This is a genomic window from Stenotrophomonas sp. STEN240 (assembly GCF_056756175.1).
Genome location: NZ_JBRRBO010000057.1, coordinates 1 through 24,844, shown reverse-complemented (window position 1 = coordinate 24,844; position 24,844 = coordinate 1). Strand labels below are relative to the sequence as shown.

The 24,844-nt window shown below is 64.3% G+C and carries 21 protein-coding genes and 1 riboswitch; of the genes, 8 read left to right on the top strand and 13 right to left on the bottom strand.

Translation table 11 applies throughout. The annotated features are described in order from the left end of the window. Positions 1-96: 96 nt before the first annotated feature. From ACVOKO_RS17645 to ACVOKO_RS17630, 4 genes are all read right to left on the bottom strand, one after another. Entirely contained in the window at positions 97-501 is a 405-nt protein-coding gene (locus tag ACVOKO_RS17645; RefSeq protein WP_346500368.1) for a hypothetical protein, read from the bottom strand. Between the two features lie 3 nt (positions 502-504). Beyond that, a complete protein-coding gene (locus tag ACVOKO_RS17640) occupies positions 505-987 on the bottom strand; it encodes a hotdog fold domain-containing protein (RefSeq protein WP_346500365.1) in 483 nt (160 codons plus the stop codon). 66 nt (positions 988-1,053) lie between these two features. After that, complete coding sequence (locus ACVOKO_RS17635; protein ID WP_346500363.1) at positions 1,054-3,534, bottom strand: acyl-CoA dehydrogenase; 2,481 nt, start codon at positions 3,532-3,534, stop codon at positions 1,054-1,056. Further along, complete coding sequence (locus ACVOKO_RS17630; protein ID WP_346500361.1) at positions 3,531-4,436, bottom strand: alpha/beta fold hydrolase; 906 nt, start codon at positions 4,434-4,436, stop codon at positions 3,531-3,533. Before ACVOKO_RS17630 ends, ACVOKO_RS17635 begins: the two co-directional genes overlap by 4 nt. 165 nt (positions 4,437-4,601) lie before the next feature. Between ACVOKO_RS17630 and ACVOKO_RS17625 the strand changes: the two genes are divergently transcribed. Next, positions 4,602-5,204, top strand: coding sequence for a TetR/AcrR family transcriptional regulator (locus tag ACVOKO_RS17625; protein WP_346500359.1), 603 nt, complete (start codon positions 4,602-4,604; stop codon positions 5,202-5,204). Between the two features lie 132 nt (positions 5,205-5,336). Here ACVOKO_RS17625 and ACVOKO_RS17620 read toward each other — a convergent pair whose 3' ends face one another. From ACVOKO_RS17620 to hslO, 3 genes are all read right to left on the bottom strand, one after another. Further along, complete coding sequence (locus ACVOKO_RS17620; protein WP_346500357.1) at positions 5,337-8,168, bottom strand: TonB-dependent receptor domain-containing protein; 2,832 nt, start codon at positions 8,166-8,168, stop codon at positions 5,337-5,339. Between the two features lie 325 nt (positions 8,169-8,493). Further along, positions 8,494-9,321 carry an XOO1806 family protein gene (locus ACVOKO_RS17615; protein ID WP_346500372.1) on the bottom strand — a complete coding sequence of 276 codons (828 nt, stop codon included), beginning with the start codon at positions 9,319-9,321 and terminating at the stop codon, positions 8,494-8,496. Between the two features lie 151 nt (positions 9,322-9,472). Further along, the gene (gene hslO / locus ACVOKO_RS17610; protein ID WP_346500354.1) at positions 9,473-10,366 is read right to left on the bottom strand and encodes an Hsp33 family molecular chaperone HslO; all 894 of its coding nucleotides are present in this window, start codon (positions 10,364-10,366) and stop codon (positions 9,473-9,475) included. A 74-nt stretch (positions 10,367-10,440) separates the two neighbouring features. On the opposite strand from hslO, the gene mtgA reads away from it, so the two are divergent. The 3 genes from mtgA to ACVOKO_RS17595 are packed head-to-tail and all read left to right on the top strand — an operon-like array spanning position 10,441 to position 12,631. After that, on the top strand, positions 10,441-11,190 hold the full coding sequence (gene mtgA, locus ACVOKO_RS17605; RefSeq protein WP_346500352.1) for a monofunctional biosynthetic peptidoglycan transglycosylase: 750 nt from the start codon (positions 10,441-10,443) through the stop codon (positions 11,188-11,190). A gap of 27 nt (positions 11,191-11,217) precedes the next feature. After that, complete coding sequence (locus tag ACVOKO_RS17600; RefSeq protein WP_346500350.1) at positions 11,218-12,240, top strand: glycosyltransferase family 2 protein; 1,023 nt, start codon at positions 11,218-11,220, stop codon at positions 12,238-12,240. Next, positions 12,200-12,631: a CBS domain-containing protein gene (locus ACVOKO_RS17595; RefSeq protein WP_346500348.1), complete on the top strand. Its 432-nt coding sequence runs from the start codon at positions 12,200-12,202 to the stop codon at positions 12,629-12,631. Before ACVOKO_RS17600 ends, ACVOKO_RS17595 begins: the two co-directional genes overlap by 41 nt. Before the next feature lie 11 nt (positions 12,632-12,642). Here ACVOKO_RS17595 and ACVOKO_RS17590 read toward each other — a convergent pair whose 3' ends face one another. The 4 genes from ACVOKO_RS17590 to ACVOKO_RS17575 all read right to left on the bottom strand — a co-directional run bounded on the left by ACVOKO_RS17590 (position 12,643) and on the right by ACVOKO_RS17575 (position 18,271). Beyond that, positions 12,643-14,529: an AsmA family protein gene (locus tag ACVOKO_RS17590; protein WP_346500370.1), complete on the bottom strand. Its 1,887-nt coding sequence runs from the start codon at positions 14,527-14,529 to the stop codon at positions 12,643-12,645. Positions 14,530-14,711: 182 nt separating this feature from the next. Continuing rightward, positions 14,712-15,347 carry a PAQR family membrane homeostasis protein TrhA gene (gene trhA, locus ACVOKO_RS17585; protein ID WP_346500346.1) on the bottom strand — a complete coding sequence of 212 codons (636 nt, stop codon included), beginning with the start codon at positions 15,345-15,347 and terminating at the stop codon, positions 14,712-14,714. A gap of 84 nt (positions 15,348-15,431) precedes the next feature. Further along, positions 15,432-17,036, bottom strand: a complete 1,605-nt coding sequence (locus ACVOKO_RS17580) for a peptide chain release factor 3 (protein ID WP_346500344.1) — start codon at positions 17,034-17,036, stop codon at positions 15,432-15,434. Between the two features lie 362 nt (positions 17,037-17,398). After that, a complete protein-coding gene (locus tag ACVOKO_RS17575) occupies positions 17,399-18,271 on the bottom strand; it encodes a M23 family metallopeptidase (RefSeq protein WP_346500342.1) in 873 nt (290 codons plus the stop codon). Between the two features lie 54 nt (positions 18,272-18,325). Beyond that, positions 18,326-18,445, top strand: a riboswitch (SAM riboswitch). Positions 18,446-18,516: 71 nt separating this feature from the next. Here ACVOKO_RS17575 and metX point away from each other — a divergent pair. Genes metX through ACVOKO_RS17560 form a run of 3 tightly spaced genes read left to right on the top strand, consistent with a single transcriptional unit; the run spans position 18,517 to position 21,856 of the window. Continuing rightward, a complete protein-coding gene (metX, locus tag ACVOKO_RS17570) occupies positions 18,517-19,545 on the top strand; it encodes a homoserine O-succinyltransferase MetX (protein WP_346500340.1) in 1,029 nt (342 codons plus the stop codon). Beyond that, a complete protein-coding gene (locus tag ACVOKO_RS17565; RefSeq protein ID WP_346500338.1) occupies positions 19,542-20,792 on the top strand; it encodes an O-succinylhomoserine (thiol)-lyase in 1,251 nt (416 codons plus the stop codon). Before metX ends, ACVOKO_RS17565 begins: the two co-directional genes overlap by 4 nt. Continuing rightward, positions 20,789-21,856 carry a homoserine dehydrogenase family protein gene (locus ACVOKO_RS17560; protein ID WP_346500336.1) on the top strand — a complete coding sequence of 356 codons (1,068 nt, stop codon included), beginning with the start codon at positions 20,789-20,791 and terminating at the stop codon, positions 21,854-21,856. The genes ACVOKO_RS17565 and ACVOKO_RS17560 overlap by 4 nt, the downstream gene beginning before the upstream one ends. A gap of 100 nt (positions 21,857-21,956) precedes the next feature. Here ACVOKO_RS17560 and ACVOKO_RS17555 read toward each other — a convergent pair whose 3' ends face one another. Then, positions 21,957-22,835 carry a hypothetical protein gene (locus ACVOKO_RS17555; RefSeq protein ID WP_346500333.1) on the bottom strand — a complete coding sequence of 293 codons (879 nt, stop codon included), beginning with the start codon at positions 22,833-22,835 and terminating at the stop codon, positions 21,957-21,959. Between the two features lie 199 nt (positions 22,836-23,034). Further along, positions 23,035-24,417, bottom strand: coding sequence for an L-serine ammonia-lyase (locus ACVOKO_RS17550; protein WP_346500331.1), 1,383 nt, complete (start codon positions 24,415-24,417; stop codon positions 23,035-23,037). A 96-nt stretch (positions 24,418-24,513) separates the two neighbouring features. On the opposite strand from ACVOKO_RS17550, the gene ACVOKO_RS17545 reads away from it, so the two are divergent. Then, positions 24,514-24,744 carry a glutaredoxin family protein gene (locus ACVOKO_RS17545; RefSeq protein ID WP_346500329.1) on the top strand — a complete coding sequence of 77 codons (231 nt, stop codon included), beginning with the start codon at positions 24,514-24,516 and terminating at the stop codon, positions 24,742-24,744. Positions 24,745-24,844: the final 100 nt, after the last annotated feature.

The window sequence follows — 24,844 nt, the reverse complement described above, 5'->3', positions numbered from 1 at the left end:
TTTGCTCCCGGGTGGCGCCCCCCCCGGCTCGCCATGGGCATTACGTTGATATCTCGGGTTGGGCGCCTCTGGGCCCGCCACTACGGGGCATTGGGGTCAGCGGCTGATGTAGAGCGAGAATCCCTGCCACAACGGCACTGCATACAGCACTGCGCCCAGCACGAACAGAGCGGTCAGCAGGTGCACGCGCCAATCATTGATGCGCAGGAAAACGAGTTGCTCGATGCTGCGGCCCAGCCAGAACAAGGCCATGAAAGCCAGTATCACGTGCCCCAACCGGGTATCGAGCAGTTCGTCGCTGAAGGCCAACGACAGCGCGCCCATCCCAAGAAACACATAGACAAGGCGCAGATTGAGTATCTGCATGATCGCGCGGTTGGCGGTGCTGAGCTTTGCCAGCTCGTGTTTCCAGCCGAACAAACGCCAGAAGGCAAGGTGGAACAGGGCAAAGCCCAGGCAGTGCAGGCCGTCAAGGCGCAGCATCCATTCGGAGGTCTGCATGCGCTAGGCCCCGTTGCGGGTGGGGCGTGGTGACACCCACATCGCGATGATGGCCTGGAATACCTCGGTACCGGCGGCATCGGTGACGCTGACCTGCACCGGCAGGTCATAGCCGTGGTCGGTGCTGACGATGGGCTGCTGGGGGGTTGCCACCGCTTTCAACACACCCAGCGCCTTGGCCTGGTACTTCACTTCCATGCCCTTGGGGATCCAGCGCATGTCGGCCGGCAGGCTGGCATCGACCATCACCCCGCCGACCAGCTCGGCCAGGTTGCACATGGCAATCGCATGCACGGTGCCGATGTGGTTGCTGATGCGGCGGCGCTGGCGGATCACGCCTTCGCAGCGGCCTGGTTCCAGCACGGTGATCAGCGGCGAGATGCTGGCAAAGTAGGGCGCCTTGAAACACACCGCGCGCGAGAACAACCAGTTGCCGGCAGGCCAACGGATGAAGCGGCGGTACAGCGAAAGCAGCGGAGCGGTCATGGCGTTGGTTCCTGAAAGAAAAACGGCGGGCACAAGGCCCGCCGTCGGTTTCGCATGTGGCTTGGTTTACGCGGCCTGCTGCGGCTGCGGGCGCTGCTTGCCCGGCAGGTCGTAGTAGCCGGCCGAACGCAGTTCATGCGGTTCGAAATCGTCCACGGTGATGGTGTCCATGGTCAGCTCGCGCAGCTCTTCCAGCAGCTTGCGCTCGTCCTGGGTGATCACGCCTTCGGCCACGGCCTCGTCCAGCTGGCTGGCGAAGGTCAGCGCTTCGATGCCCTTGGTCTTCAGTGCCTTGATGAACTTGCGCTCCACCGGCTCGGCCATGATCGCCTTGGACAGGTAGCTGTTGATGCGGCCGCCCGGGTTGTTCTCGCACGGGGTGAGGAACACGCCCTGGGCCAGACGGTCGCGCGCTTCACCCGGTGCCATCAGCGTTGCCGCAACGCGGCGGCTCAGGCGATCGCCCGGTGCCTCGGCGCGACGGCCGAACGGGAAGATCAGTGCCCACATCAGCCAGCCGATCGGACGGATCGGGAAGTTGCGCAGTGCAGCCGACAAGGACTCCTCGATCTTGTGCACGCTGTCGTGGAAGGCCCAGGCCAGCAGTGGCTGGTCAGCGGTCGGTGCGCCTTCGTCGTGGTAACGCTTGAGCATGGCGCTGGTCATGTAGATGTGGCTGAGCACATCACCCAGACGACCGGACAGCGATTCCTTGAACTTGAGCTTGCCACCGAGCGTCATCATCGAGATGTCGGCCATCAGTGCCAGGTTGGCCGAGTAACGGTCCAGCTTGCGGAAGTAACGGCGGGTGTAGGCGTCGCCCGGGGCGGCGCCGAAACGTGCACCGGTCAGGCCGAACCACAGCGAACGCACGGCATTGGAGATGCCGAAACGCACATGGCCGAACAGCGCCTGGTCGAACTCACGCAGGCCGGCCTTGCGGTCTTCGTCCTGTGCGGCCTTCATTTCCTTCAGCACCCACGGGTGGCAGAGGATGGCGCCCTGGCCGAAGATCAGCAGCGAGCGGGTCATGATGTTGGCGCCTTCCACCGTGATGGCGATCGGCGCGGCCTGCCAGCTGCGGCCGGCGAAGTTGCGCGGCCCCAGGATGATGCCCTTGCCGCCGATCACATCCATCACATCGGAAATGACTTCGCGGCTCATGTTGGTGCAGTGGTACTTGGCAATCGCCGACGGCACCGACGGCACGTCGCCACGGTCCACCGCAGCTGCGGTTGCCTGCGACAACGCGCTGATCTTGTACGCCTTGCCGCCGATGCGGGCCAACGCTTCTTCCACGCCTTCGAAGCGGCCGACCGACAGGCCGAACTGCTTGCGGATGCGTGCATAGGCGCCGGTCACCACTGCGCCGGCCTTGGCACCGCCCGACGCGGTGGAGGGCAGGGTGATGGAGCGGCCCACGGCCAAGCACTCGTTGAGCATGTTCCAGCCCAGGCCACGCTTTTCGGCGCCGCCGATCAGCTGGCTCATCGGGATGAACACGTCCTTGCCGCGGATCGGGCCGTTCTGGAAGGTCGAGTTCAGCGGGAAGTGGCGGCGGCCGATCTCCACGCCATCGGTGTCACGCGGCAGCAGTGCCAGAGTGATGCCGATGTCCTTGGTATCGCCGAGCAGGCCATCCGGGTCGTACATGCGGAAGGCCATGCCGATCAGCGTCGCGACCGGGGCCAGGGTGATGTAGCGCTTGTCGAAGGTCAGCTTCAGGCCCAGCACTTCCTCGCCCTTCCACATGCCCTTGCAGACGATGCCGAAGTCGGGAATCGAGGTCGCATCGGAGCCGGCAAACGGGCCGGTCAGACCGAAGCACGGCACTTCCTGGCCGATGGCCAGGCGCGGCAGGTAGTAATCCTTCTGCTCCTGCGTGCCGTAGTGGTTGAGCAGTTCACCCGGGCCGAGCGAGTTGGGCACGCCGACGGTGGAGCTGACCACGCTGGAAACCGAGGCCAGCTTCTGGATCACTTTGTGGTGGGCCAGCGCGCTGAAACCCAGGCCGCCGTATTCCTTCGGAATGATCATGCCGAAGAACTTGTTCTTCTTGATGAACTCCCACATGTCCGGCGGCAGGTCCGCGTAGACGTGGGTGATCTCGAAGTCGTTGACCATCTTGCACAGCTCTTCGACCGGGCCATCCATGAAGGCCTGTTCTTCGGCGGTGAGCTGCGGCTTGGGATAGTTGAGCAGGATGTTCCAGTCCGGGTCCCCGGTGAACAGCTGGCCTTCAAAGCCGACCGAGCCGGTTTCCAGAGCGATACGTTCGGTCTTGGACAACGGCGGCAATACCTTGCGGAACACGCCCATGAACGGTGCGGTGATCAGCGGCTTGCGCAGGAACGGCAGCAGCACCGGCACGCAGATCAGCGCGACGATGGCAGCTGCGACGATGACGGCGGTCTGGTTGACGCCGGCAAACCAGCAGATGGCCAGGGCGGCCACGCTCAGCGCGGCCCACACCACCAGGCGCATGCGGTGGTAGGCAACAAAGGCACCTGCAAGCAGCAGGGCCAGGAAAGGTACAACGATGCTCATGGTCGTGCTCCGGTAACGTGCTCGGTTCGGGCGGACGCTGCGGAAGGCAGGGCGTCCAGGTAGTTCAACACGGCGGCGGTAAACGCATTGTTGTCATCGCCGGCCACCATGTGGGTGGCGTCAGGCAGATGGACGTGCTGTGCGTGCGGCACCAGCGCCATGAATTCTTCAACGGTCTGCGGCGAGACCAGATCACTGCGGCCACCACTGACCAGCAACAGCGGGCATTGCACCTTGCGCGCCGCCTCGGCGATCACGTCCTGGTGCTGCTCGCTGTCGCGTGCCAGCTCGTCGACCAGGCGCGGATCCCAATGCCAGCTCCAGCGTCCGTCCTTGCCGGGGCGCAGCAGGGCACGCAGCGAATCCTCGCTCTTGCGCGGACGGTGCGGCATGTAGGCGGCAATGCTGTCTGCCGCTTCTTCCAGCGAGGCGAAACCTTCTGGATGCGCGCTCATGAAGGCAAGGATGCGCTCCACGCCACGGGTTTCCCAGCGCGGGGTGATATCGACCAGTACCATCGCCGAGAACAGGCCCGGCCAGCGTGCTTCGGCCATCAAGCCGAACAGGCCGCCCATCGAGGCGGCGACCAGCACCGGCGGGCGCGGCAGCTCGCCGGCGACCACGATCAGGTCATCGGTGAACTGGTCGCCGTGGTAGGGCAGATCACTGGTATTCCAGTCCGAATCGCCATGGCCGCGCGCGTCATAGCTGAGCGTGGCATGGCCGGCGGCATTGAGCGCTTCGGCGGTCGCGGTCCACGCGCCGCGGGTCTGGCCGAAGCCGTGGGCGAACAGGATGCCGGGCTGTTTCCCCGGGATACGGGATGCCCCAAGGCCAGCGCCATGCGCGCCTTCAAGGCGGATTTCTTCAGTCGTAGCGGACAAGGGTATAGGCGTAACCATACCTGATGGTATGGAATGGCCTGAATGACTGTCAATACCCATGGGTATGGAAACGCTGCCCCTGGCGGGTAGTGCCGGCCCAGCTGATCAAATATTTGCCAATTTGCCCGTGCATTTGTCCTCCACATACTGCAACCAGTCCCCGCCGTATGGTTAAATCTGCCCATGAACGATTCTTCAGTTTCCAGCACCGAATCCCGCAGTACGCGGCACAGCCGTCTGAGCGCGGATGACTGGGCGCAGGCAGCATTGGATTTGATCGCCGAGCAGGGCGTTGGCGCGGTCGCGGTCGAACCGCTGGCACGCCGTCTTGGTGTGACCAAGGGCAGCTTTTACTGGCACTTCCCCTCACGCGATGCGCTGCTGCAAGCGGCTTTGGAGCGTTGGGAAGTGGTGGAACAGCAGCAGGTGTTCGGCAGCCTGGAAGAGGTGCCGGACCCACGCACGCGGCTGCGCGCGCTATTCCAGCTGGTGGCGCACGAAGTCACCCCGCATGTGATCTACAGCGAATTGCTCAAAGCGCTGGACAACCCGATGGTGCGGCCGGTCATCGACCGTGTCTCGCAGCGTCGCATGGAATACCTGATCGCCTCGTTCCGCCAGGCCGGGCTCAGCTCCACCGATGCACGGCATCGTGCACGTCTGGCCTATGCGGCGTATGTAGGTTTTCTGCAGTTGTCATTGCAGCTGCAACAGCCCAAGCAGGCGCGCGAGGATTTTGAAGCCTATGTCGAGCATGTGATCGAGACGTTGATTCCGAACGGTTGAGCTGGTTGATCGCTGCGCGGTATTGAAAAGGGCCACAGTGATGTGGCCTTTCTTTTTGCGAGCTTTTCGTCCAATGAAAAAACCACGGCCCCGAAGGGCCGTGGTCTGTTTCCGGGTACTACCTGGCTACGATCAGAACTTCTGGTTGTAGCGCATGTAGAAGAAGCGGCCCGGGATTTCGTACTGCGGGTCGAACGAGTTGGCGAAGGTGGTGTAAGCCTTCGGCGGATCACGATCGAAGGCATTGTTCACGCCGACGGTGATCTGACCGTTCCACGGGGTCTTCCAGTAGCCGCTCAGGTCGGTGTAGGTCACGCTCGGGATGTGGCGCTGCGGGTCAGCCTTGCCACCACGACCGATGTGATCCTGATCCGAACACAGGCGGGCGAAGTTGCCACCGGTGTAGTTGGCGCCGGTGCAGTCTTCGACCTGGCTGGAGTAGTAACGGGCCGAGGCAGTTGCACCGAAGTCACCCAGCTGCCAGGCGACCAGCAGGTTGGAACGGACACGCCAGTAGTTGTCACGGCTCAGGTAGTTGCCGACGCGGTTATAGCCTTCGGTTACCGGATCTTCGATGGTGTAGCTGGAGGTGTAGGTGCTATCCCAGACGAAGTTGAAGCTGCCGAAACGGGTATCCGGCAGGCGGTAGCCGACGGTGAAGTCCCAGCCTTCCACTTCCATGGTGCCGACGTTGGTCGGCACGGCCAACATGTTGGAGATCTGGCCGGTGGTGTCACGGGTGATCATGTTGCAGAAATCGCTCACGCCCTGCGTGTAGCAGGCGTCCAGCATCTGCTGGGCGTTCTGGGCGTAGATGGCGTCTTCGACCTTGATGTTCCACCAGTCGAGTGCGATGTCCAGGCCCTGCACGAAGCTCGGGCTATAAACGAAGCCCAGGGTCTTGGAGACCGAGGTTTCTGGGCCCAGCTTGGTGTTGCCACCCACCGTGGTGCGGATCTGCGAGTTGGACTGGGTGTACGCCGGCACGCCCGCGCAGCTGGCCGGCGGGGTGTTCGGGTCTTCGCCGATGATGCCGGCGCACGGATCAGCAACGTCTTCGAAGGTGTCGCTGACGCCGGAGTACAGTTCGCTGATCGACGGAGCACGGAAGCCCTGCGACCAGTTACCGCGCACCATCAGGTCGTTGATCGGCTTCCAGCGGAAGCCGAACTTGCTGTTGAGCGTGTCACCGAAGTTGCTGTAATCGGAGATGCGGGTTGCCACGCTGAAGTCCAGCAGCTGGGCACCGGTCACGCCGGACAGCAGCGGGATAGCCAGTTCCAGGTAGGCTTCGTCGAGCTTGTAGCCGCCGGCAGTGGCGGTACGCGAGTTGCCGGTGGTGTCGCCGGAGTTGATCAGGCCATCCGGATCATCGAAGCCCGACTCGTCGCGGCGTTCGACGCCGGCCGAGAAGGCCAGTGCGCCGCCCGGCAGATCGAACAGTTCGCCGCCGATGTTGGCGTAATAGGTCTTCTGCTCGTAACCGTAGACGTCGTGCGCGGTGAAGCCTGCGTACTTGATCATGTCCGGGGTGAGCGAGCCAGCGCCGCTGAGCATGTTCATCGGCACGCAGCCGTCGATCGCATTGCCAGCAGCGCCGCAACGTGCGGTACCGTCGGTGTCGATGAACGACGGGCCCAGCGCATTGCGCAGGGCGGAGATGTTGAAGAAGCCGGTGGTGATGTCGGTCTGGTCGTTCTTGCCGTAGAACATACCGGCTTCCCAGTTCCAGAAGCGGGTGCCGACTTCGAAGTCACCTTCGAATGCGCCGTTGAACCCGTAGGTCTTCACGTTCTGCTTGTAGATACGACCACCGGTCTCCATCGCACGGTACTGGATGTAGTCGATGTCGCGGCCGGTTTCGTTGTAGATGTTGTCTTTGCTGATGACGATGTTGGCGCCATTGGTGCCCGGTGCGGCGCGGCCCAGCACGATCGGCATTGCGGCCAGGATCTGCTCGGACTGACGCTCGTTGTAGGTCACCGTGGTCTTGAAGCGGACGTTGTCGGTGATCGACAGGCCAGCATCGGCGAACAGCGAGGTACGCTCCTGCGGGGTGACCAGCAGATTGCCCGGGGCGTGGTTGAAGCTGTCGGCGCCAGTGTACGGACGCCAGGTAGCGCCGCCGTTGCCGGTTACGAAGTAACCTGCAGCGCCGTTCGGCCGGGTGGATTCAAACTTCGGCGAGCCATCGGCGTTGACGCCGGTCTGGGCGTAGTAACCGAAACGACCATCCGGGGTGGTGCTGCTGTTGCCGGTATTCGGCAGCGAGTTGAAGGCAGGTACCGCGGAGATGGCGCGGTCGCCAGCCCACACGGCCTCTTCCTTGACGTAACCAACACCAACGGTAGCGTGCCAGCGATCGCCGCTGGAACCGATGGTGAAGTCGTACGACTCGCGCGAACCGTCGCCCTTGTCGAACTGACCAAAGTAGGCGTTGGCTTCGGCGCCGTCGAAGTTCTGGCGCAGGATGATGTTGACCACGCCGGCAATGGCGTCCGAACCGTAGATGGTCGAGGCGCCGTCCTTCAGGACTTCGATGCGCTCCACTGCAGCGGTCGGAATGGTGTTCAGATCGACTGCGCCGCCCAGGCCGGTACCACCAACCCAACGGCGACCATTGACCAGCACCAGCGTACGGCTGGAGCCCAGGTTACGCAGGTTGACGCGGGTTTCGCCGTTGCCACCGTTGTTATAGGTGCTGTTGAGGCTGGAACCGTTGGTGCTGATGTTCTGGATGATGTCGCCGATCGAGGTCTGGCCCTGGGCCTGGATCTGCTCGCGGCTCATGGTGAACACCGGCTGCGAGGTCTCCACGTCGGCGCGCTTGATGCGCGAACCGGTGACTTCAATCTTGTCCAGCGTCTGGGTGCTGTCCTGGGCGAAAGCGGCGCCTGCCGGCATCGCACTCGCAGCCAACGCGATGATAACTGCATCACGCAGTTTCGTGGTCTTGCACTTCATTGGGTTCTCTCTCTCTGCCAAGTGGACTTGGTATAGCTGGGATGGCCGCTGGCGGGTCCGAAAAGCGGATCCAAAACCATGGGCTTGAGACCGATAGTACTTGCGACTGCAAATAAATTAAAGATTGGTTAATGAAGTTGTGGGATTCACTCCAATTCAGCAAAGCCTGCAGGGGGATTTGGCCGGCTGAAACGGCGGTGCGGCGGGGAGTTTCCGCGTGGACGCGCGCGTTTCGGGCTTACGGGCCAGAGATTGGGTCGCTGGAAATGCTGCAATGCAAAACGCCCCGGCAGGCGGGGCGCTGTGTGGATCAGTGCAGGGAGACTTACAGGTCCTGTTCGTAACGGACGTACGGGATTGCCCCGTCGTCGTTGCTTTCGTTACGCGGTGAGAACGGGTTTTTGCCACGGGTGATCACGTTTTCCGCGCCTACCGTAAGCTGGCCGCTCCATGGCGTGCGCCAGGTGATGCCCAGGCCTAGGCCTTCCCACTTGCCACTCTGGCCCGGAGCGTCGACAACGCGGCCGATGACATTGGCGCTGAAGGCGCCGTAGCCGCCGCCTACGGTCAGGCTTTTGCTGTCCCATTGATCGACCACGGCCGGAGCCGCATCGGTCAGGGGGACAAGCCTTGCCTTGGCATAGGTGCCGCCAATGGAGACGAAGCCTTCGCGGCCGATGTTCTTCTGCCCGAACACGGTCAGGTCATTCTGCTCAACCCGCGCCGCGCCGCTTTTGTTGCCACCGGACAGCCACGCAGGGAGTGTGTCGCGGCCGGTACCGGCCGTTACCCCGACGCGCCCGCCTGGGCGGTTGAATGCAGTGGTTGCCGAGATATGACGGCCGTTGTTGTTGTCGTCGTCATCGCCCAGGCTGGCCAGCATGCAATGGCTGGCGAGGCCGCCAATGCTGCTGCCACGGCTGCTGTTGCAGAGCAGGCCAAGCGAGTCGCCCGAGGACAGGCCGAAGGCGGCATCCAGTGAGCTTTGGCCGAGATTCCAACGCGCACCCACGTTCTGGGTGCCGGTGGGTTCCAGATAAAGCAGAGCCTCGACCTTGCCGCTACCGCGGTTCCATACCGGCAACACGGTGCTGTCCATGGCACGCGGCTTGCTTTGCGCATGCACGCCCGTAACCACCCCAAGGGCGATCATCAAGGCTAGCGGTAGGCGCAATAAGGCGTTCATGGACTCAGTAAGACCCCGTTTGCGCCAGGAAGTTCCCGGCGCGTGAGTTCTCGATCCTATGCGGTTTATGGTTTCTTAACAAGTCTTCGCCCTCCCCAGAACGTAACTCGTTGGACCGTTATTGCAGCCGCTCGGGAGCGGGCTGGTTGGCCGGTGTGGAACTGAACAATACGCCGAATTCTGCTAATGGGAAGTGATATTCCTGACCACAGAACTCGCAGCGCACTTCGACCTGCCCGGTGGGCTCGGCCGCGGCCCGGGCCTCTTCCTCGCCAAGTGACTGCAGCATGGCGCTGACCCGCTCGCGGGAGCAGGAGCAGCCGAAGCGCAGCGGCTTGTCGCCGACCAGCTGCGGGTTCTCTTCATGGAACAGGCGGTGCAGCAGTTCGGCGCCTGGCAGCGCCAGCAGTTCGTCGCGGCCGAGGGTGTCAAACAGGGCGCCGGCGCGGATCCAGCCGTCTTCATCGCCTTCGTCGCCCGGCAGTTTCTGCAGCAGCAGGCCGGCGGCGTGCTGCCCATCGCTGGCCAGCAGCAGGCGGGTCGGCAACTGCTCGGAATGACGGAAATAGTCCTCGAATGCGTCGTCCAGGCTGTCGCCGGTCAGCGCCACCAGGCTCTGGTAGCGCTGCGGTTCGCGCGGGTCCAGGCCGGGGTTTTCAATGGTGATGGCAAGCAGGGCGTCCTCGCCCAGCGCGCCCAGCGTCGCCGGGGCGTCTTCGCCGTCGTTCAGCTGGACGATGCCGCGCAGGGTGCCAGCCGAGGTGCATTCACTGAACAGTGCACGCAGGGCGGTGCTGCTGCGAAGCTGAATGGACAGGCGCCCGTCGACCTTGGTGTGCCCGGTAAACAGCGCCGAGGCCACGCTGGCCTCGCCGAGCAGGCGCGCGGCGGTGGCCGGGTAATCGCCGTGCGAGAGGATGTCGCGCCAGGCCTGGTCCAGCCGGACATGGACGCCGCGCACGCCAGCGGCGGGCAGGAGGAAGCGGACAAGAAGATCGGAGGTGTCGGTCATGGGGCTGCATCTACGCGAGGTGGGGCCGGTGCCGGATAATGCGCCGGACAAAGAATCTTGCAAGGTGGATATCAATGGGGGCGGAGCAGGCCGAGCTCAAGGTGGAGCAGGGGGCGGGCGGCACGCGCCGGCGGCGTTGGCTGCGGCGCCTGTTGTGGGCGCCGGTGGTGTTTGCGGTGTTCAGCGTAGTGCAGGTGCTGGTGCTGCGCTTTGTCGACCCGCCATTTTCCACGGTGATGCTGTTCCGCCAGGTGGAAGCTGTGGCGCAGGGCGATTGGAAATTCCGCCTGCATTATCAATGGTGCGATCTGGAGGATATGGCGCGCAGCGTGCCGATATCGCTGGTGGCGGCGGAGGACCAGCGCTTCCCCGAGCACAATGGTTTTGATCTGCAGGCCATTGAAAAGGCGCGCAAGCACAACGAGCGCGGCGGACGCCTGCGCGGTGCCAGCACCATCAGCCAGCAGACCGCCAAGAACCTGTTCCTGTGGCAGGGCCGCAGTTGGCTGCGCAAGGGGCTGGAGGTCTGGTACACGGTGTTGATCGAGGCGCTGTGGCCGAAGCAGCGGATCATCGAGATGTACGCCAATGTCGCCGAGTTCGGTGACGGCATTTATGGGGTACAGGCGGCATCGCGCAGTTATTGGGGCAAGGACGCTGCACGCCTGAGCCCTGCCGAAAGCGCCCGCTTGGCGGCGGTGCTGCCATCGCCGCGCCGCTACAACGCGGCCAAACCGGGGCCTTACGTGCAACGGCGTGCGGCGTGGATCCAGCGCCAGGCGCGCCAGCTGGGTGGGGCGGACTATGTTGACGATGCCAATTGAATACGCCGCTCTGGGTAGACTTGCTGCATGAGCCAGCCTGAACGCCTGACCCTGCTGATCACTGCCTTCAATGAGCAGGATGTGCTGCCGATGCTGCATCCGCGCTTGTGCGCGCAGCTGCAGGACCTGGCTGCCGACGTAGACGGCCGCATTCTTTATGTGGATGACGGCAGTACCGATGCGACCTGGTCGGTGATGCAGCAGCTGGCGGCACAGGAACCACGGGTTTCGGTGCTGCGGCTGTCACGCAACTTCGGCAAGGAAATCGCGCTGACGGCGGGCCTGGACTTCATTGAAGAGGGTGCGGTGATCCTGCTGGATGCCGATGGCCAGGATCCGCCCGAGCTGATTCCGCAGTTCGTCGCGTTGTGGCAGCAGGGCTATGACGATGTCTACGGCACGCGCGTGGAACGCGGCGGCGATGGCTGGCTGAAGCGGTTCACGGCAGCGGGCTTTTACCGGGTGATGGGGCGTCTGTCGAAAACGCCGATTCCAGCGGATACCGGTGATTTCCGCCTGCTCTCGCCGCGGGCATTGGCCGGCCTGCGCCAGTTGCGTGAGCGCCACCGCTTCATGAAAGGCCTGTTCGGTTGGGTGGGTTACAAGCGCATCGCGCTGCCTTACCGGCGCGAGCCGCGCTTGGCGGGCAGCAGCAAGTTCGGGTTCTGGAAGCTGTGGAACTTCGCGCTGGAAGGCATTACCAGCTTTTCCACCGCGCCGTTGCGGGTGGCTACCTATCTGGGCCTGTTCACCGCTGCCGGGGCGTTTGGCTTCGCTGCCTGGGTGATTGGCAAGGCGGCGCTGTATGGCGACCGGGTTGCCGGTTGGCCAACGATGATGGCTGCGATCCTGTTCCTGGGCGGGGTGCAGCTGATCGCGTTGGGCTTGATCGGCGAGTACCTGGGCCGCCTGTACATGGAAGCCAAGCAGCGGCCGTTGTACCTGGTGGATACATGGCAGCCGGCGAACGTGGCAGTATCTGCCCCATCCGCCAGCGCAGGAGAACGCCATGCAGACCGTTCGACAGTTGCTTGGGGCCAAGTCCCCTGAGATCCACGCCGTGCCGCCGGATGTGGCGGTGGTGCAGGCAATCCGCCTGATGGCCGAGAAAGGCATCGGCGCTGTACTGGTCATGGAGGGGCGCAGCTTGGTGGGCATCCTTTCCGAGCGTGATTACGCGCGCAAGATCGTGCTGATGGACCGCTCCTCGGCAAGTACACCGGTACGCGAAATCATGACCGCCGAACTGGTGACCGTGGCCCCCACGGTGACCGTTGAACAATGCCTGGAGTTGGTCACCAACCGCCGCATCCGCCATCTGCCGGTGGTGGACGGCGATGAGGTGGTGGGCGTGATCTCTATCGGTGACCTGGTCAAGTCGGTGATCGAGGCGCAGCGCCGCGAACTGGGCCAGTTGCAGCAGTACATCACCGGCACCTGAGTGCTCTGGCGCTACCTGGCGTAGCGCCCGCCACAATCTGCATCCTTGCCCGGCCCGGTTTCGATAGTGGCCAGCAGGGCTGCGGGCGGGGCGATACTGGCCAAGGTCAGGGCGATCGCGCCACGCAGGCCCAAGGCCTTGAAGTCGGGGCGGAATGAGGGGTCCTTGAAGCTGCCGCCAATGCGCAACGGCGAGCGCAGGGCGAGGATGCTGACATCCTTGGGGCGCGGGCGCAGCAGCAGGTCCAACTGTTCCTGCTTGAGGCTGATGCTGCCTTCGCCGACGACCAGTGTGTCGGTGGTGTCGAACGCCAAAGCCCGCGACTGCATCAGGCCGTTGCGCACGCCGAAGTCACCGAAGGCACAGCGCAGCGGAATCTGTTTGTCGCCGGTGAACAGGAACTTCAGCGATTCGGCCACGTCCAGCCCGGCCAGTTCCATCAGCAGGTTGCCGATATGGCCGCGGCCCATGCCCAGTGCGACATCACCGTTGCTGCTGCCGAGCATCGCGGCGATGGAGTTGCCATTGCCGCTGAGGCGGATGTCGCCACTGATGCCACCCGATGCCTGTTCGGCCAGTTTGGCATTGGGGAACAGCTGACCCAGCTGGATCCGGCGCAGGCTGGCAGTGAGCGTGGTACTGATCTGCGGGCGCCGTGCATCCATGCGGACAGTGCTGCGGATATCGCCACCGGCCACGCCGAAGTTGAGCGGTTCCAGTCGCAGCAGGCCGTTGTCCAGCAGCAGGTGGGCGTCCATGTCGTCCAGGGGCAGCGTGGGCGAGTTGATGTGCTGGGCTTTCCAGCGCACATCGGCATCCATCGCGCGCAGTTTGGTCAGGTTGTAGGGCTTGTCCGGCAAGACCGTTGGCTTGGCGGCGAGCTGGGCGGCCTGCGCCTTTTGTTCGGCATTGGCCGACTCCTTGCCGCCGGTCTTTGGCGGTGCGCCGATGAAGCCGGCAAGGTCATCGAAATCCAGGCGTTTGGACAGCAGGTTGGCGGTCAGCCGTGGGCGCTCGCCGGCGACGTCGATTTCCACATCGCCGGCCAGGTCGCTGTCGCCGACACGGCCGGTGAACTTCTCGTAGCGCCAGCGTTCGTGATCGCGCTTGAGCTGACCATCCAGGCGGTAAGGCGGCGAGGAAGGAATGGCGATACCGATCAGCGGGTACAGGTCTTCCAGGTCCTGGCCGCTGAGCTGGAACTGCAGGTCGAACACCTGGAACTGGAAGGGGTTGGTCAAGCTGCCACTGGCAATGGCGTGGGTAGGGCCGGCGCGGGCATCGAGGTGGATGCGGAAAGGGTGCTCGCTGTTGCTCAGTTGCAGCGGCGATTCGGTGCCGCCTTTCAGGGTGAAAGCCGCGCCACGCCAGCGCCCCTTGCCCTGGATGAGCAGCGGCGGTGCGGCATCGGCCTGCTTGGGGTTGCCGCTGCGCACGTCCAGATCGATGCGGGTGCGGCCGATTTCATCAAGGAACTGCAGCCGACCATCGTTGATGCGCAGACGTTGCAGCTGCGGAGGGTTACCGCCACCGCCGGAAAGGAAATTCCAGTTGCCGGGGTCGCCCTTGCGCGGTGCGGTCTGCAGCAGTACGTCGGGTCTGCTCAGGCGGATCTCAGGAATCTGCACGCTGCCGCGCAACAGGGGCCAGATACGGATATCCAATTCAACGCGGTCGGCGGTGGCCATCTGGGGTTGCGTGGCCCAGCTGGCATTGGCGAAGCGGATGGCATCACCACGAACGGTGGTGGTGCGGCCAAGATCCACATCCAGGTTGCCTATATGCAGAGCGCGGCCGGTACGGGCCTGCACCGCGCGTTCCAGCGGTGCCTTGAACCAGTTCCAATCCCACAACAGGATCAGCACGATCAGGGCAGTCAGTAGCGCGGCAGCGGTGATAAGCCAGCGTTGGCCGCGTTTGCCGGGGCGCTGCAGTCGCCAGCGCGACGCGGCTGGCGTAGCCGGGGGCGTGGAAGTATTCACGCCCCCACTGTGGCGTGGCCCGTGTTTACATCACGCGAAGCGGGCATTGACGCGATGTGCAAGGCGCGTTGCCAGAGTGTTGCGGCGTAGCCGTGCGCCTACAGGATCTGCGCGGTCACCGAGACGAAGTGACAGACGCTGCCGGCGATCACGAACAGATGCCAGATCGCATGCGAGTAGGGCAGTTGTTCACGGTGATAGAACACGGTGCCCAGCGTGTAGAAAACGCCACCGCCAAACAGCCAGCCCAGCGTCCAGCCATCAATCGAGGCCCACATGGGTTTGATCGCCACGATCACCAGCCAGCCCATGGCGATATAGATCGCGGTGGAAAGCTTCTTGAAACGACCGGTGTAGAACAGCTTGAACACCACGCCGAACAGCGCAAGTGCCCAGATCCCGATGAACATTCCCCAGCCCCAGGGGCCGCGCAGGCCGATCAGGGTGAATGGGGTGTAGGTGCCGGCGATGAGGATGTAGATCGCGCAGTGGTCGAATATCTTCAGCCGGCCCTTGGCCACCGGGTGCTGGATGGCGTGGTACAGGGTGGAGGCGGTGTACAGCAGCAATAGCGCGACACCAAAGACGATGGCGCTGGCCAGTTGCCAGCCATCGCCGTAGATCGCGGCAAGGGTGATCAGTACAGCGCCGCCAGCCAGTGCGCTGACCGCGCCAAGACCGTGGGTGAGGGCGCTGGCGACTTCTTCGCGGATCGATGCAACGGTTGCAGTCATGGGCGTTGATGGCGCGGGCTGGGGGGAGGCCCGGTGCCCGCTATCATCACCCCGAATGGCGGCGTGTGCACGCCGCCATCGAACCTAGGCCACCGAAACCGTGTGCGCTGCTTCACGGGTTGCCGAGAAACGTACATCCGGCGCGCGTTCCTGGGCCAGCTGCAGGTTGACCCGGGTCGGTGCCAGGTACACCAGGTGGCCGGCGGCATCGATGCTGAGGTTGCTGGCGTTCTTCTCGCGGAACTCTTCCAGCTTCTTGGCATTGCTGCAGCTCACCCAGCGTGCGGTGATCACCGACACCGGCTCGAACACCGCTTCCACGCCGTACTCATCCTTCAGGCGGTAGGCAGCTACGTCGAACTGCAGCACACCCACCGCGCCCAGGATCAGGTCGTTGCTCATCAGCGGGCGGAAGAACTGGGTGGCACCTTCTTCGGACAGCTGGGCCAGGCCCTTCTGCAGCTGCTTGAGCTTGAGCGGGTCCTTCAGGCGCGCGCGGCGGAACAGTTCCGGGGCGAAGTTGGGGATGCCGGTGAAGGTGATCGCTTCGCCTTCGGTGAAGGTGTCACCGATGGAGATGGTGCCGTGGTTATGGATGCCGATCACATCGCCCGGCCACGCCTCGGCGGCGATCTCGCGGTCGCTGGCCATGAAGGTCAGCGCATTGGCCAGCTTCATGTCCTTGCCGGTGCGCACGTGGAAGGTCTTCATGCCGGCGGTGAACTTGCCCGAGCACACGCGCATGAAAGCGACGCGGTCACGGTGCTGCGGGTCCATGTTGGCCTGGATCTTGAACACGAAGCCGGTCAGCTTTTCTTCCTGCGGAGCGATGTCGCGGCCGGTGGTAGCGCGGGTCTGCGGCGCTGGCGCATGCTCAACGAAGAAGTCCAGCAGCGGCTGCACGCCGAAGTTGTTCACGCCCGAGCCGAAGAATACCGGGGTCTGCTTGCCGGCCAGGTAGGCTTCCACGTCGAACGGGTGGCTGGCGCCCTGCACCAGTTCCAGTTCGTCGCGCAGGTCGGCCAGCATCTTCTCGCCGATCTTCTCGGCCAGGCCGGGTGAATCCAGCGACGGGAAGATGGTGGAATCCTGGCGGGTGAAGTTGCGGCCCTGTTCGTACAGGTGCACTTCGCCGGTCAGCAGGTGCACCACGCCCTTCAGGCGCGTGCCCATGCCGATCGGCCAGGTGACCGGCGCGCACTGGATGCCGAGCACGGTTTCCACTTCATCCAGCAGGTCGATCGGGTCCTTGCCCTCGCGGTCGAGCTTGTTGATGAAGGTCATGATCGGGGTGTCGCGCAGGCGGCAGACTTCCATCAGCTTGATGGTGCGTTCTTCCACGCCCTTGGCCACGTCGATCACCATCAAGGCCGAGTCCACCGCGGTCAGCACGCGGTAGGTGTCCTCGCCGAAGTCGGCGTGGCCGGGGGTATCGAGCAGGTTGATGATCTTGTCTTCGTACGGGAACTGCATCACCGACGAAGTGACCGAGATGCCACGTTCCTTTTCCAGCGCCATCCAGTCCGAGGTGGCATGGCGCGCGGCCTTGCGGCCCTTGACCGAGCCGGCCATCTGGATCGCGCCCCCGAACAGCAACAGCTTTTCGGTCAGCGTGGTCTTGCCGGCGTCAGGGTGGGAAATGATGGCGAAGGTGCGGCGGCGCGCGGCTTCGGAGGCGACTTCGGACATGGCAGGGGCGCCCGCCCGGGCGCATCAGAAACGAATGAACCGGCGATTATACCTGCCGCCAGCCCACCCGGGATGACCGGCAGCCGGTAGTGCCGAGCCATGCTCGGCAGGGGCCTCATGCACAAATCCCCCTGGTAGTGCCGAGCCATGCTCGGCAGGGCTTTCAGGCGATGCATCAGCAGTTTGTAGGAGCGGCGTAAGCCGCGAAGCCGACAATCCTGAAATCAGAGGCCGGGCGCTCAAGCTCATGGATAGCGAGCTACGCGGCTGACGCCGCTCCCACAAACAATAGGGGGCCGGCGGGGTTTTCCCGGTAAGGCCCCTGCCGAGCATGGCTCGGCACTACCTGTGACGCTGCTTGTTCAAGGGGCTTGGCGCGGGAACTTCAGCTCGCCGCGCGCGCTGCCCATGCGGAACGGGATCGAACGCAGCGCCAGCCCGCTATTGGTCTGCACCACGAAATGCAGGTGCGGACCACTGCTGTGGCCAGTGTTGCCGGACAGCGCAATGGTTTGCCCGCTCTCCACCGTCTGGCCGGGGCGGACGTGGGCGCTGCCCGCCTGCAGGTGCGCGTACAAGGCCATGCTGCCGTCGCTATGCAGAATGCGCAGCAGACTGCCTTGTTCGCGGCTGTCCACCACCTGCATTACCCGGCCGGCGCGTGCGGCCAGCACCGGCGTACCTTCGGCCAAGGGGAAATCCACCGCATACAGGTTCTGCGCGTCGCTATGGCTGTAGTGGCCGGCAAAGGCCTGGCTGACCTGGACGGATGCGCTTTGCAGGGGCACCCGATAAAGGTGGTCCTGCGGGCGCGCAGCCGGGTCACCGGGAAAGGCATCCAATACCAGCCGCAACGGTTTGCCCTCATCGGCCAGCCACAGCAGCTCGCGCTGCTCGCCAGCGTTCAGCACGGCAGCCGGCGGGGCGCGGCTGTCGCCTTGCAGGCGGACCTGCAGCGGCCCGGCCAGCAGGTTGCTGACGATGGCGCTGCGGCCGCCAGCGCGTGGCTGCAACTTCAGGCTGGCGAAGGCGTCGGAGCTTGCCGCCGCATTTGCCGGTGTCGTCGCAGCCAATCCCCAGGCGTCGCGCCAGCGGCTACCGGGTGCAGCTTGCGCAACGTTGGCGCAGGACACGGCAATGAACAACACGGTGGAAATGATGCGGGTCACAGTGCGGGTGTCGTTGGGATGACAGGCGTGATTGTGCCTGTTTGGTTGCTCTGGAAACTTATTCATCTCTTTATGCGAATAAAGAGATTGACAGGCGGAAAGTGCGCTGGCAATGTAGCGTCACCATCGAGACCGGCAGAGGGACAGGCCCTTTGAAGCCGGGGCAACCAGCGGACGCGCAAGCGGCTGCGTTTGGTGCCAAATCCTGCGGTGACCTCCGTGTCCGCCGAAAGATGGTTCGTTCCGTACCCCGCGTACGGCGAACACGAGCTCCGCGAAAGCTCGATGGCCGCTCCTTATCGGATACCGCCATGAGTTTCGCCACCGCTACCGCCGTCCAGTTCGCCCCCGTTGCCTTCATTGATCGCGCCGATAATGGTGTTTCCGCCGTGCGTGGTGAAATCGAGCTGCAGCTACGCATGCGCCACGCAGGGCAGCGTGCGCTGCGCCTGCGTTATGAATTGGTTGGCGCGGCCGGCGCACCGGTGGTGCTGGTGGCTGGTGGTATTTCCGCGCATCGGCACCTTGCCGCGAATGCCGGCTATGCCGAAAAAGGCTGGGCTGAAGGTCTGATTGGCGTTGGTCGTGCACTGGATCCGTCGCGCCGCCGCCTGCTTGGTTTTGATTTCATTGGCGCTGATGGCGAGCTGGACGTGCCGATCGATACTGCCGATCAGGCTGATGCTGTCGTTGCGCTGCTGGACGCGTTGCGTATAGAGCAGTTGCACGGTTTTGTCGGCTATTCCTACGGCGCGCTGGTTGGCCTGCAGTTGGCCATCCGTCATCCACGCCGCCTGCACAAGCTGATCGCGGTCAGCGGCGCACATCGTCCGCATCCGTATGCCTCGGCGTGGCGCGCCTTGCAGCGCCGCGCGGTTGCACTGGGCCAGCTGCAGTGCGCCGAAAACCATGGTCTGGCGCTGGCGCGTCAGTTCGCCATGCTCAGCTACCGCACCCCGGAAGAATTCGGCGAACGCTTCGACGCCGCGCCGGAAGTGGTCAATGGCCGTGTGCGTGTCGCCGCCGAGGATTACCTCGACGCGGCCGGCGCCCAATACGTGGCGCGCACCCGCGTCGACGCCTACCTGCGCCTGTCCGAATCCATCGACCTGCACCGGATTGATCCGGCTGCCGTCAGCGTGCCGACCCTGGTGGTCGCGGTTGAAGGTGACCGGCTGGTGCCGCTGTCGGATCTGGTCGCCTTGGTCGAAGGCCTGGGCCAGCGCGGCAGCCTGCGCGTGCTGCGCTCGCCTTACGGTCATGACGCCTTCCTGAAAGAAACCGATCGCATCGACGCGATCCTCGCCACTGCCCTACGCCTGCCCGGAGAAACCGCATGAGCCTGTCCCCCACTTCCGATATCTCCTGCAGCCGTGCCACAGCGGCAGTGCGTGCAGGCATCGACCGCGATACCGCCTACGGTGCGGTGACGCCGCCGATCGTGCTGTCGTCCAACTTCAGCTTTGACGGCTTCGGCAACAAGCGCCAGTACGATTACACCCGCAGCGGCAATCCCACCCGCGATCTGCTCGGTGAAGCGCTGGCCGAGCTGGAAGGCGGCGCCGGCGGCGTCATCACTGCGACCGGCATGGGCGCGATCAACCTGGTGCTGAACGCCTTGCTGGAGCCGGGCGAGCGCCTGGTGGTGCCGCATGATGCCTACGGCGGCAGCTGGCGCCTGTTCAATGCCCTGGCAAAGAAGGGCCACTTCGAGCTGATCACCGCTGACCTGACCGATCCGCGCTCGCTGGCCGATGCGCTGGCGCAGTCGCCCAAGCTGGTGCTGATCGAAACCCCGTCCAATCCGCTGCTGCGTGTCACCGACCTGCGCTTCGTCATCGATGCCGGGCACAAGGCCGGCGCCAAGGTGGTGGTGGACAATACCTTCCTGTCACCCGCACTGCAGACGCCGATCGCCTTCGGCGCGGATGTGGTGCTGCATTCCACCACCAAGTACGTCAATGGCCACAGCGACGTGGTTGGTGGCGCGGTGATCGCACGCGATGCCGAGGTGCACCAGCAACTGGTGTGGTGGGCCAACGCGCTGGGCCTGACCGGCTCGCCGTTCGATGCCTTCCTGACCCTGCGTGGCCTGCGCACGCTGGATGCGCGCCTGCGCGTTCACCAGGAAAATACCCGCGCGCTGGTTGACCTGCTGGCCGCCAGCGAGGCAGTGGCCACGGTGTACTACCCGGGGCTGGAATCGCACCCCGGTCACGCGGTGGCGGCGCGCCAGCAGAAGGGCTTCGGTGCGATGCTGTCGTTCGAACTGGCAGATTGCCCGGGTGAGGATCCGTATGCGGCGGTGCGCGCCTTCCTTGATGGCCTGCACTATTTCACCCTGGCCGAATCGCTGGGCGGTGTTGAAAGCCTGGTCGCGCACCCGGCGACCATGACCCATGCTGCGATGACCCCGGAAGCGCGCGCGGCGGCCGGTATCAGCGAGTGCCTGCTGCGGGTTTCGGTGGGCATTGAATCCAGCGAGGATCTGGTCGCCGACCTGCAGGCCGGGCTGGCGCGAGCTGCACAGGTAATCGCCGATGCACAGCAGGCCGTTGGCAACTGTAAAAAAACGGTGGATGCATGAGCGCGGTACTGCGTCCGGTGGAACAGCCGCAGGCGCGGCTGGTGTTGTTGGGAACCGGTACGGTTGGCTCGGCCTTTGTTGCGCGTTATCAGGCGCTGCAACAGCGCCAGCTGAGCCTGCCTTTGCTGCAGGTGGTGGCCAACTCGCGCATCGCCCTGGCCTGCGAGGATGCGCCGGATGCGGCGTTGTCGCGTGCACGCAATGCGCAGCGGCAGGGCGACGCGCCGATACACCGGCAGGAAGTTGGGCGGCTGCGTGCCGGCGATATCGTGGTCGATGCGACCGCCAGCGAAGCGGTCGCCGCCGATCATGCGCCGTGGTTGGCGCAGGGCATTCATGTGGTGACCGCCAACAAGCTGGGCAATGGCACGGCCTTGGCACGTGCACAGCAGATCGGCACGGCCGCTGCCGCTGGTGGGGCGCGCTATGGTGACGCTGCGACGGTGGGCGCCGGTCTGCCGTTGTTGCGCAGCATCCGTGCGCTGGTCGCCGGTGGTGACCAGGTGCATGCGATCGAAGGCGTGCTGTCGGGTTCATTGGCGTGGTTGTTCGATCGATACGATGGCAGCCAGCCGTTCTCGGCCTGTGTACGCGAAGCCGCTACCGCCGGCTATACCGAGCCGGACCCGCGCATCGACCTGTCCGGCGAAGATGTACGTCGCAAGCTGCTGATACTCGCGCGCGCTGCGGGCGTGCCGCTGGAAGCGGATCAGATCAGCGTCGACTCGCTGGTGCCGGCGGCATTGGCGGCGCTGGAAGCTGCCGATGTCGACGCAGCGCTGTCGCTGCTGGATGCGCCGCTGGCCGCGCACCTGCAGCAGGCGCAGTCGCAGGGCTTGAAGCTGTGTTTCGTCGGCCGCCTAGATGCGCAGGGTGCAAGCGTCGGTCTACGCGCGCTGCCGCAGGGGCACGCATTGGCGGGCGGTAGCGGCACCGATAATCGGGTGGCGATCCACAGTGATCGTTACAACAGCCAGCCCTTGTTGATCCAAGGCCCGGGTGCAGGCGCTGAAGTGACCGCCGCGGCGCTGTTGGATGATGTGCTGAACATCGTCAATCGCTGAGCAGCAAACGCCGCGCGCCTTGGCTGCGCGCGGCGTGGTGCGTGATTGGCCTGGTTGGTTCAGTCAGCGGCGCCGGAAGCGCCGATATCGTGTTCCTCCGTCAGCTGCGCGCGGCCTTGGCGGCCAGCTGCTGCATTACCGCCTCGCGGCTCATGCGTGCGCCGTTGCTGTCGACGGCGGTGAAGTCCACGCCGTTCTCCCACAATTGCGGGGCGAACACCACGGCAATGTCTTCCGAAGCCGTCCTGGATTGCAGGCTGAGCAGATGTTGGCTGAAGCCGGCCGCACGCAGCCAGGCGTTGTAGCTGGACGTGTGCTCGGTGGCGAACTGCACCTCGTAATGGCATTCCTTGCGCTCCGCCTCGTCAGGGCGCGCATCACACTGCGGGTTCCATTGGTGCAGGCCGATTACCGCATCTGCCTCCAGCTGCCGATTGCCAGCCGCCGCCCACAGCGCCACACACATGCTGGCGCAATGCGAGCGCACCCGCACGGTGAGATTGTTGCGGTTGATCAGCCGGGCTGCTTCCAGGCCAGCATTGGCATAGCCACCACCGCTGGTGATATCGATACGCCGTACGCTCGGGTTGGCATCGAGCAAGGCCTTCATCTCGGTGGCGAAGTTCCTGCCGACACTGCCCTCGATGCGCAATACGCTGCCGCCGTCCTGCACCGACATATGCGCGTCCTGGATGTCCGCCATCGTGGTGGACTTCTCACCCTGGATCACCAGCGCTTCGCCGCTGGGCGCGGCTGCCGCCGGTGCGGTTGTTGCCGATTCGGATGTTGCGGCTGTTGCAGCTTCAGCAGAGGGTGCCGGCTTGCGATTGCCGAAGTGGTAGGCCAGCGCCAGCAATGCCAGCGCGGCCAGGCCGAGTTTGATCAAGGTTGCCATGCCGCCACCGGGCGCTGCGGTGCGTGCGGCCGAGCGCGGGCGTCGTACCGGTGCCGGCTCGCCAGAGTCCTTTTGGTCGTGCATCCCCTCCCCCTGAAGCTGCGTTGTGATGCGCGATTCTGGTGTACCGGTGCGAGCGTTTGCAATATGTGGCCGATGCTGCCGCGCGTGGGCGGCCGTGGTGACCAGCTAACTGCCCCAAAGCCAGCCGGCGCCAAACCATGCCATCAGAACCATCAGCAGGCGCCAGCCCCAGCGGGGCCAGCGCCGGTTTAGCTGTGGATCAGCACTCGATGACGTTGACGGCAAGGCCGCCACGGCTGGTTTCCTTGTACTTGTCCTGCATGTCGCGGCCGGTGTCGCGCATGGTCTTGATCACCTTGTCCAGCGACACCTTGTGCTTGCCGTCGCCGCGCATGGCCATGCGGCTGGCATTGATCGCCTTCACCGCGCCCATTGCATTGCGCTCGATGCAGGGGATCTGCACCAGCCCGCCGATCGGGTCGCAGGTCAGACCGAGGTTGTGCTCCATGCCGATCTCGGCGGCGTTTTCGATCTGCCCCGGGTTGCCGCCCAGCGCGGCCATCAAGCCGCCGGCAGCCATCGAGCAGGCCACGCCCACTTCGCCCTGGCAACCGACTTCGGCACCGCTGATCGAGGCGTTTTCCTTGTACAGGATGCCAATGGCGGCAGCGGTCAGCAGGAAATTGAATACACCCTGCTCGTTGCTGCCGGGGCAGAAGCGATCGTAGTAATGCAGTACCGATGGAATGATGCCGGCCGCGCCGTTGGTGGGCGCGGTGACCACGCGGCCACCGGCGGCGTTTTCTTCATTTACCGCCAAGGCATACAGGTTGACCCAATCCAATGTGGTCAAGGGGTCGCGCATGGCCGCTTCCGGCCGCGACGACAGTTCGCGGTACAGCGCGGGCGCGCGCCGGCTGACATTCAGCCCGCCGGGCAGGGTGCCTTCGGAACGGATGCCGCGGGTAACGCAGGACTGCATTGCGTCCCAGATTTCGCGCAGGGCGGCGCGGATCTCTTCTTCGCTGCGCCAGCACTTTTCGTTCTCGTACATCATCTGGGCGATGCTCAGGCCGCTGCGCGCAGCCTGCGCCAGCAGCTCGTCGCCACTCTTGAACGGGTAGGGGATCGGCGTCTGGTCGGGCACGATGCGGTCATCGGCGGCATCGTCCTCGTTGACCACGAAACCGCCGCCCACCGAGTAGTAATCGCGGGTGGCGATGATCTGGTCATCGGCGTCATAGGCGGTGAAGCGCATGCCGTTGGTGTGGTACGGCAGCTTCTGGCGCTTGTTCATGGCCAGGTCGCGCTTCTCGTCGAAGGCGATCTCGCGCTGGCCCATCAGGTTGATGCGCTTGCTGCTGCGGATGCGCTCCAGCGTGGCCGGGATGATGTCCGGGTCGATCTCATTGGGGCGGTTGCCTTCCAGGCCCAGCAGCACGGCCTTGTCGGTGCCGTGGCCACGGCCGGTCAGGGCCAGCGAACCGAACACTTCGGCGCGGATGCGTACCGTGTTCTGCAGTTGGCCGGGGTCCAGCAGCCAGCGGTGGACGAAACGCTCGGCCGCGCGCATCGGGCCCACGGTGTGTGAGGAACTCGGGCCAATGCCGATCTTGAACAGGTCGAACGTGCTGACGGACATGCTGATTCTGCGTACTGCGATGAGATGGCCGCTATTCTACGGGTTCATTGCTGCAGGCCATGTATGCAGCGCAGCATTCCGCAGACAGGTGCACAGATGGGATTGACTCTGTACCAGCGTGACGATTGCCATTTATGCGACCTTGCGCTGGCGGTGCTGGCGCAGGCGCGTGCGCCGGAATTTGACAGTGTGTTCATTGACGACGATGAGGTGCTGGAAGAAAAGTACGGTCAGCGCGTGCCGGTGCTGCGTGATGCGGCTGGCAGGGAGCTGGAATGGCCGTTTGATGCGGCGAGGTTGGCCGCATGGTTGCTGCCGCACCGGTAACGCGCAGCCATGCTGCGCTGGGGCATTGCCGGGAAGGCTTCATTTGTAGTGCCGAGCCATGCTCGGCTGGGACGTTGCCGGTAAGGCCTCTGCCGAGCAT

Coding starts and splice junctions, on each gene's coding strand:
- ACVOKO_RS17645 (WP_346500368.1), bottom strand. CDS start 501: ATGCAGACCTCCGAATGGATGCTGCGCCTTGACGGCCTGCACTGCCTG.
- ACVOKO_RS17640 (WP_346500365.1), bottom strand. CDS start 987: ATGACCGCTCCGCTGCTTTCGCTGTACCGCCGCTTCATCCGTTGGCCT.
- ACVOKO_RS17635 (WP_346500363.1), bottom strand. CDS start 3,534: ATGAGCATCGTTGTACCTTTCCTGGCCCTGCTGCTTGCAGGTGCCTTT.
- ACVOKO_RS17630 (WP_346500361.1), bottom strand. CDS start 4,436: ATGGTTACGCCTATACCCTTGTCCGCTACGACTGAAGAAATCCGCCTT.
- ACVOKO_RS17625 (WP_346500359.1), top strand. CDS start 4,602: ATGAACGATTCTTCAGTTTCCAGCACCGAATCCCGCAGTACGCGGCAC.
- ACVOKO_RS17620 (WP_346500357.1), bottom strand. CDS start 8,168: ATGAAGTGCAAGACCACGAAACTGCGTGATGCAGTTATCATCGCGTTG.
- ACVOKO_RS17615 (WP_346500372.1), bottom strand. CDS start 9,321: ATGATCGCCCTTGGGGTGGTTACGGGCGTGCATGCGCAAAGCAAGCCG.
- hslO (WP_346500354.1), bottom strand. CDS start 10,366: ATGACCGACACCTCCGATCTTCTTGTCCGCTTCCTCCTGCCCGCCGCT.
- mtgA (WP_346500352.1), top strand. CDS start 10,441: ATGGGGGCGGAGCAGGCCGAGCTCAAGGTGGAGCAGGGGGCGGGCGGC.
- ACVOKO_RS17600 (WP_346500350.1), top strand. CDS start 11,218: ATGAGCCAGCCTGAACGCCTGACCCTGCTGATCACTGCCTTCAATGAG.
- ACVOKO_RS17595 (WP_346500348.1), top strand. CDS start 12,200: ATGCAGACCGTTCGACAGTTGCTTGGGGCCAAGTCCCCTGAGATCCAC.
- trhA (WP_346500346.1), bottom strand. CDS start 15,347: ATGACTGCAACCGTTGCATCGATCCGCGAAGAAGTCGCCAGCGCCCTC.
- ACVOKO_RS17580 (WP_346500344.1), bottom strand. CDS start 17,036: ATGTCCGAAGTCGCCTCCGAAGCCGCGCGCCGCCGCACCTTCGCCATC.
- ACVOKO_RS17575 (WP_346500342.1), bottom strand. CDS start 18,271: ATGAATAAGTTTCCAGAGCAACCAAACAGGCACAATCACGCCTGTCAT.
- metX (WP_346500340.1), top strand. CDS start 18,517: ATGAGTTTCGCCACCGCTACCGCCGTCCAGTTCGCCCCCGTTGCCTTC.
- ACVOKO_RS17565 (WP_346500338.1), top strand. CDS start 19,542: ATGAGCCTGTCCCCCACTTCCGATATCTCCTGCAGCCGTGCCACAGCG.
- ACVOKO_RS17560 (WP_346500336.1), top strand. CDS start 20,789: ATGAGCGCGGTACTGCGTCCGGTGGAACAGCCGCAGGCGCGGCTGGTG.
- ACVOKO_RS17555 (WP_346500333.1), bottom strand. CDS start 22,835: ATGCACGACCAAAAGGACTCTGGCGAGCCGGCACCGGTACGACGCCCG.
- ACVOKO_RS17550 (WP_346500331.1), bottom strand. CDS start 24,417: ATGTCCGTCAGCACGTTCGACCTGTTCAAGATCGGCATTGGCCCGAGT.
- ACVOKO_RS17545 (WP_346500329.1), top strand. CDS start 24,514: ATGGGATTGACTCTGTACCAGCGTGACGATTGCCATTTATGCGACCTT.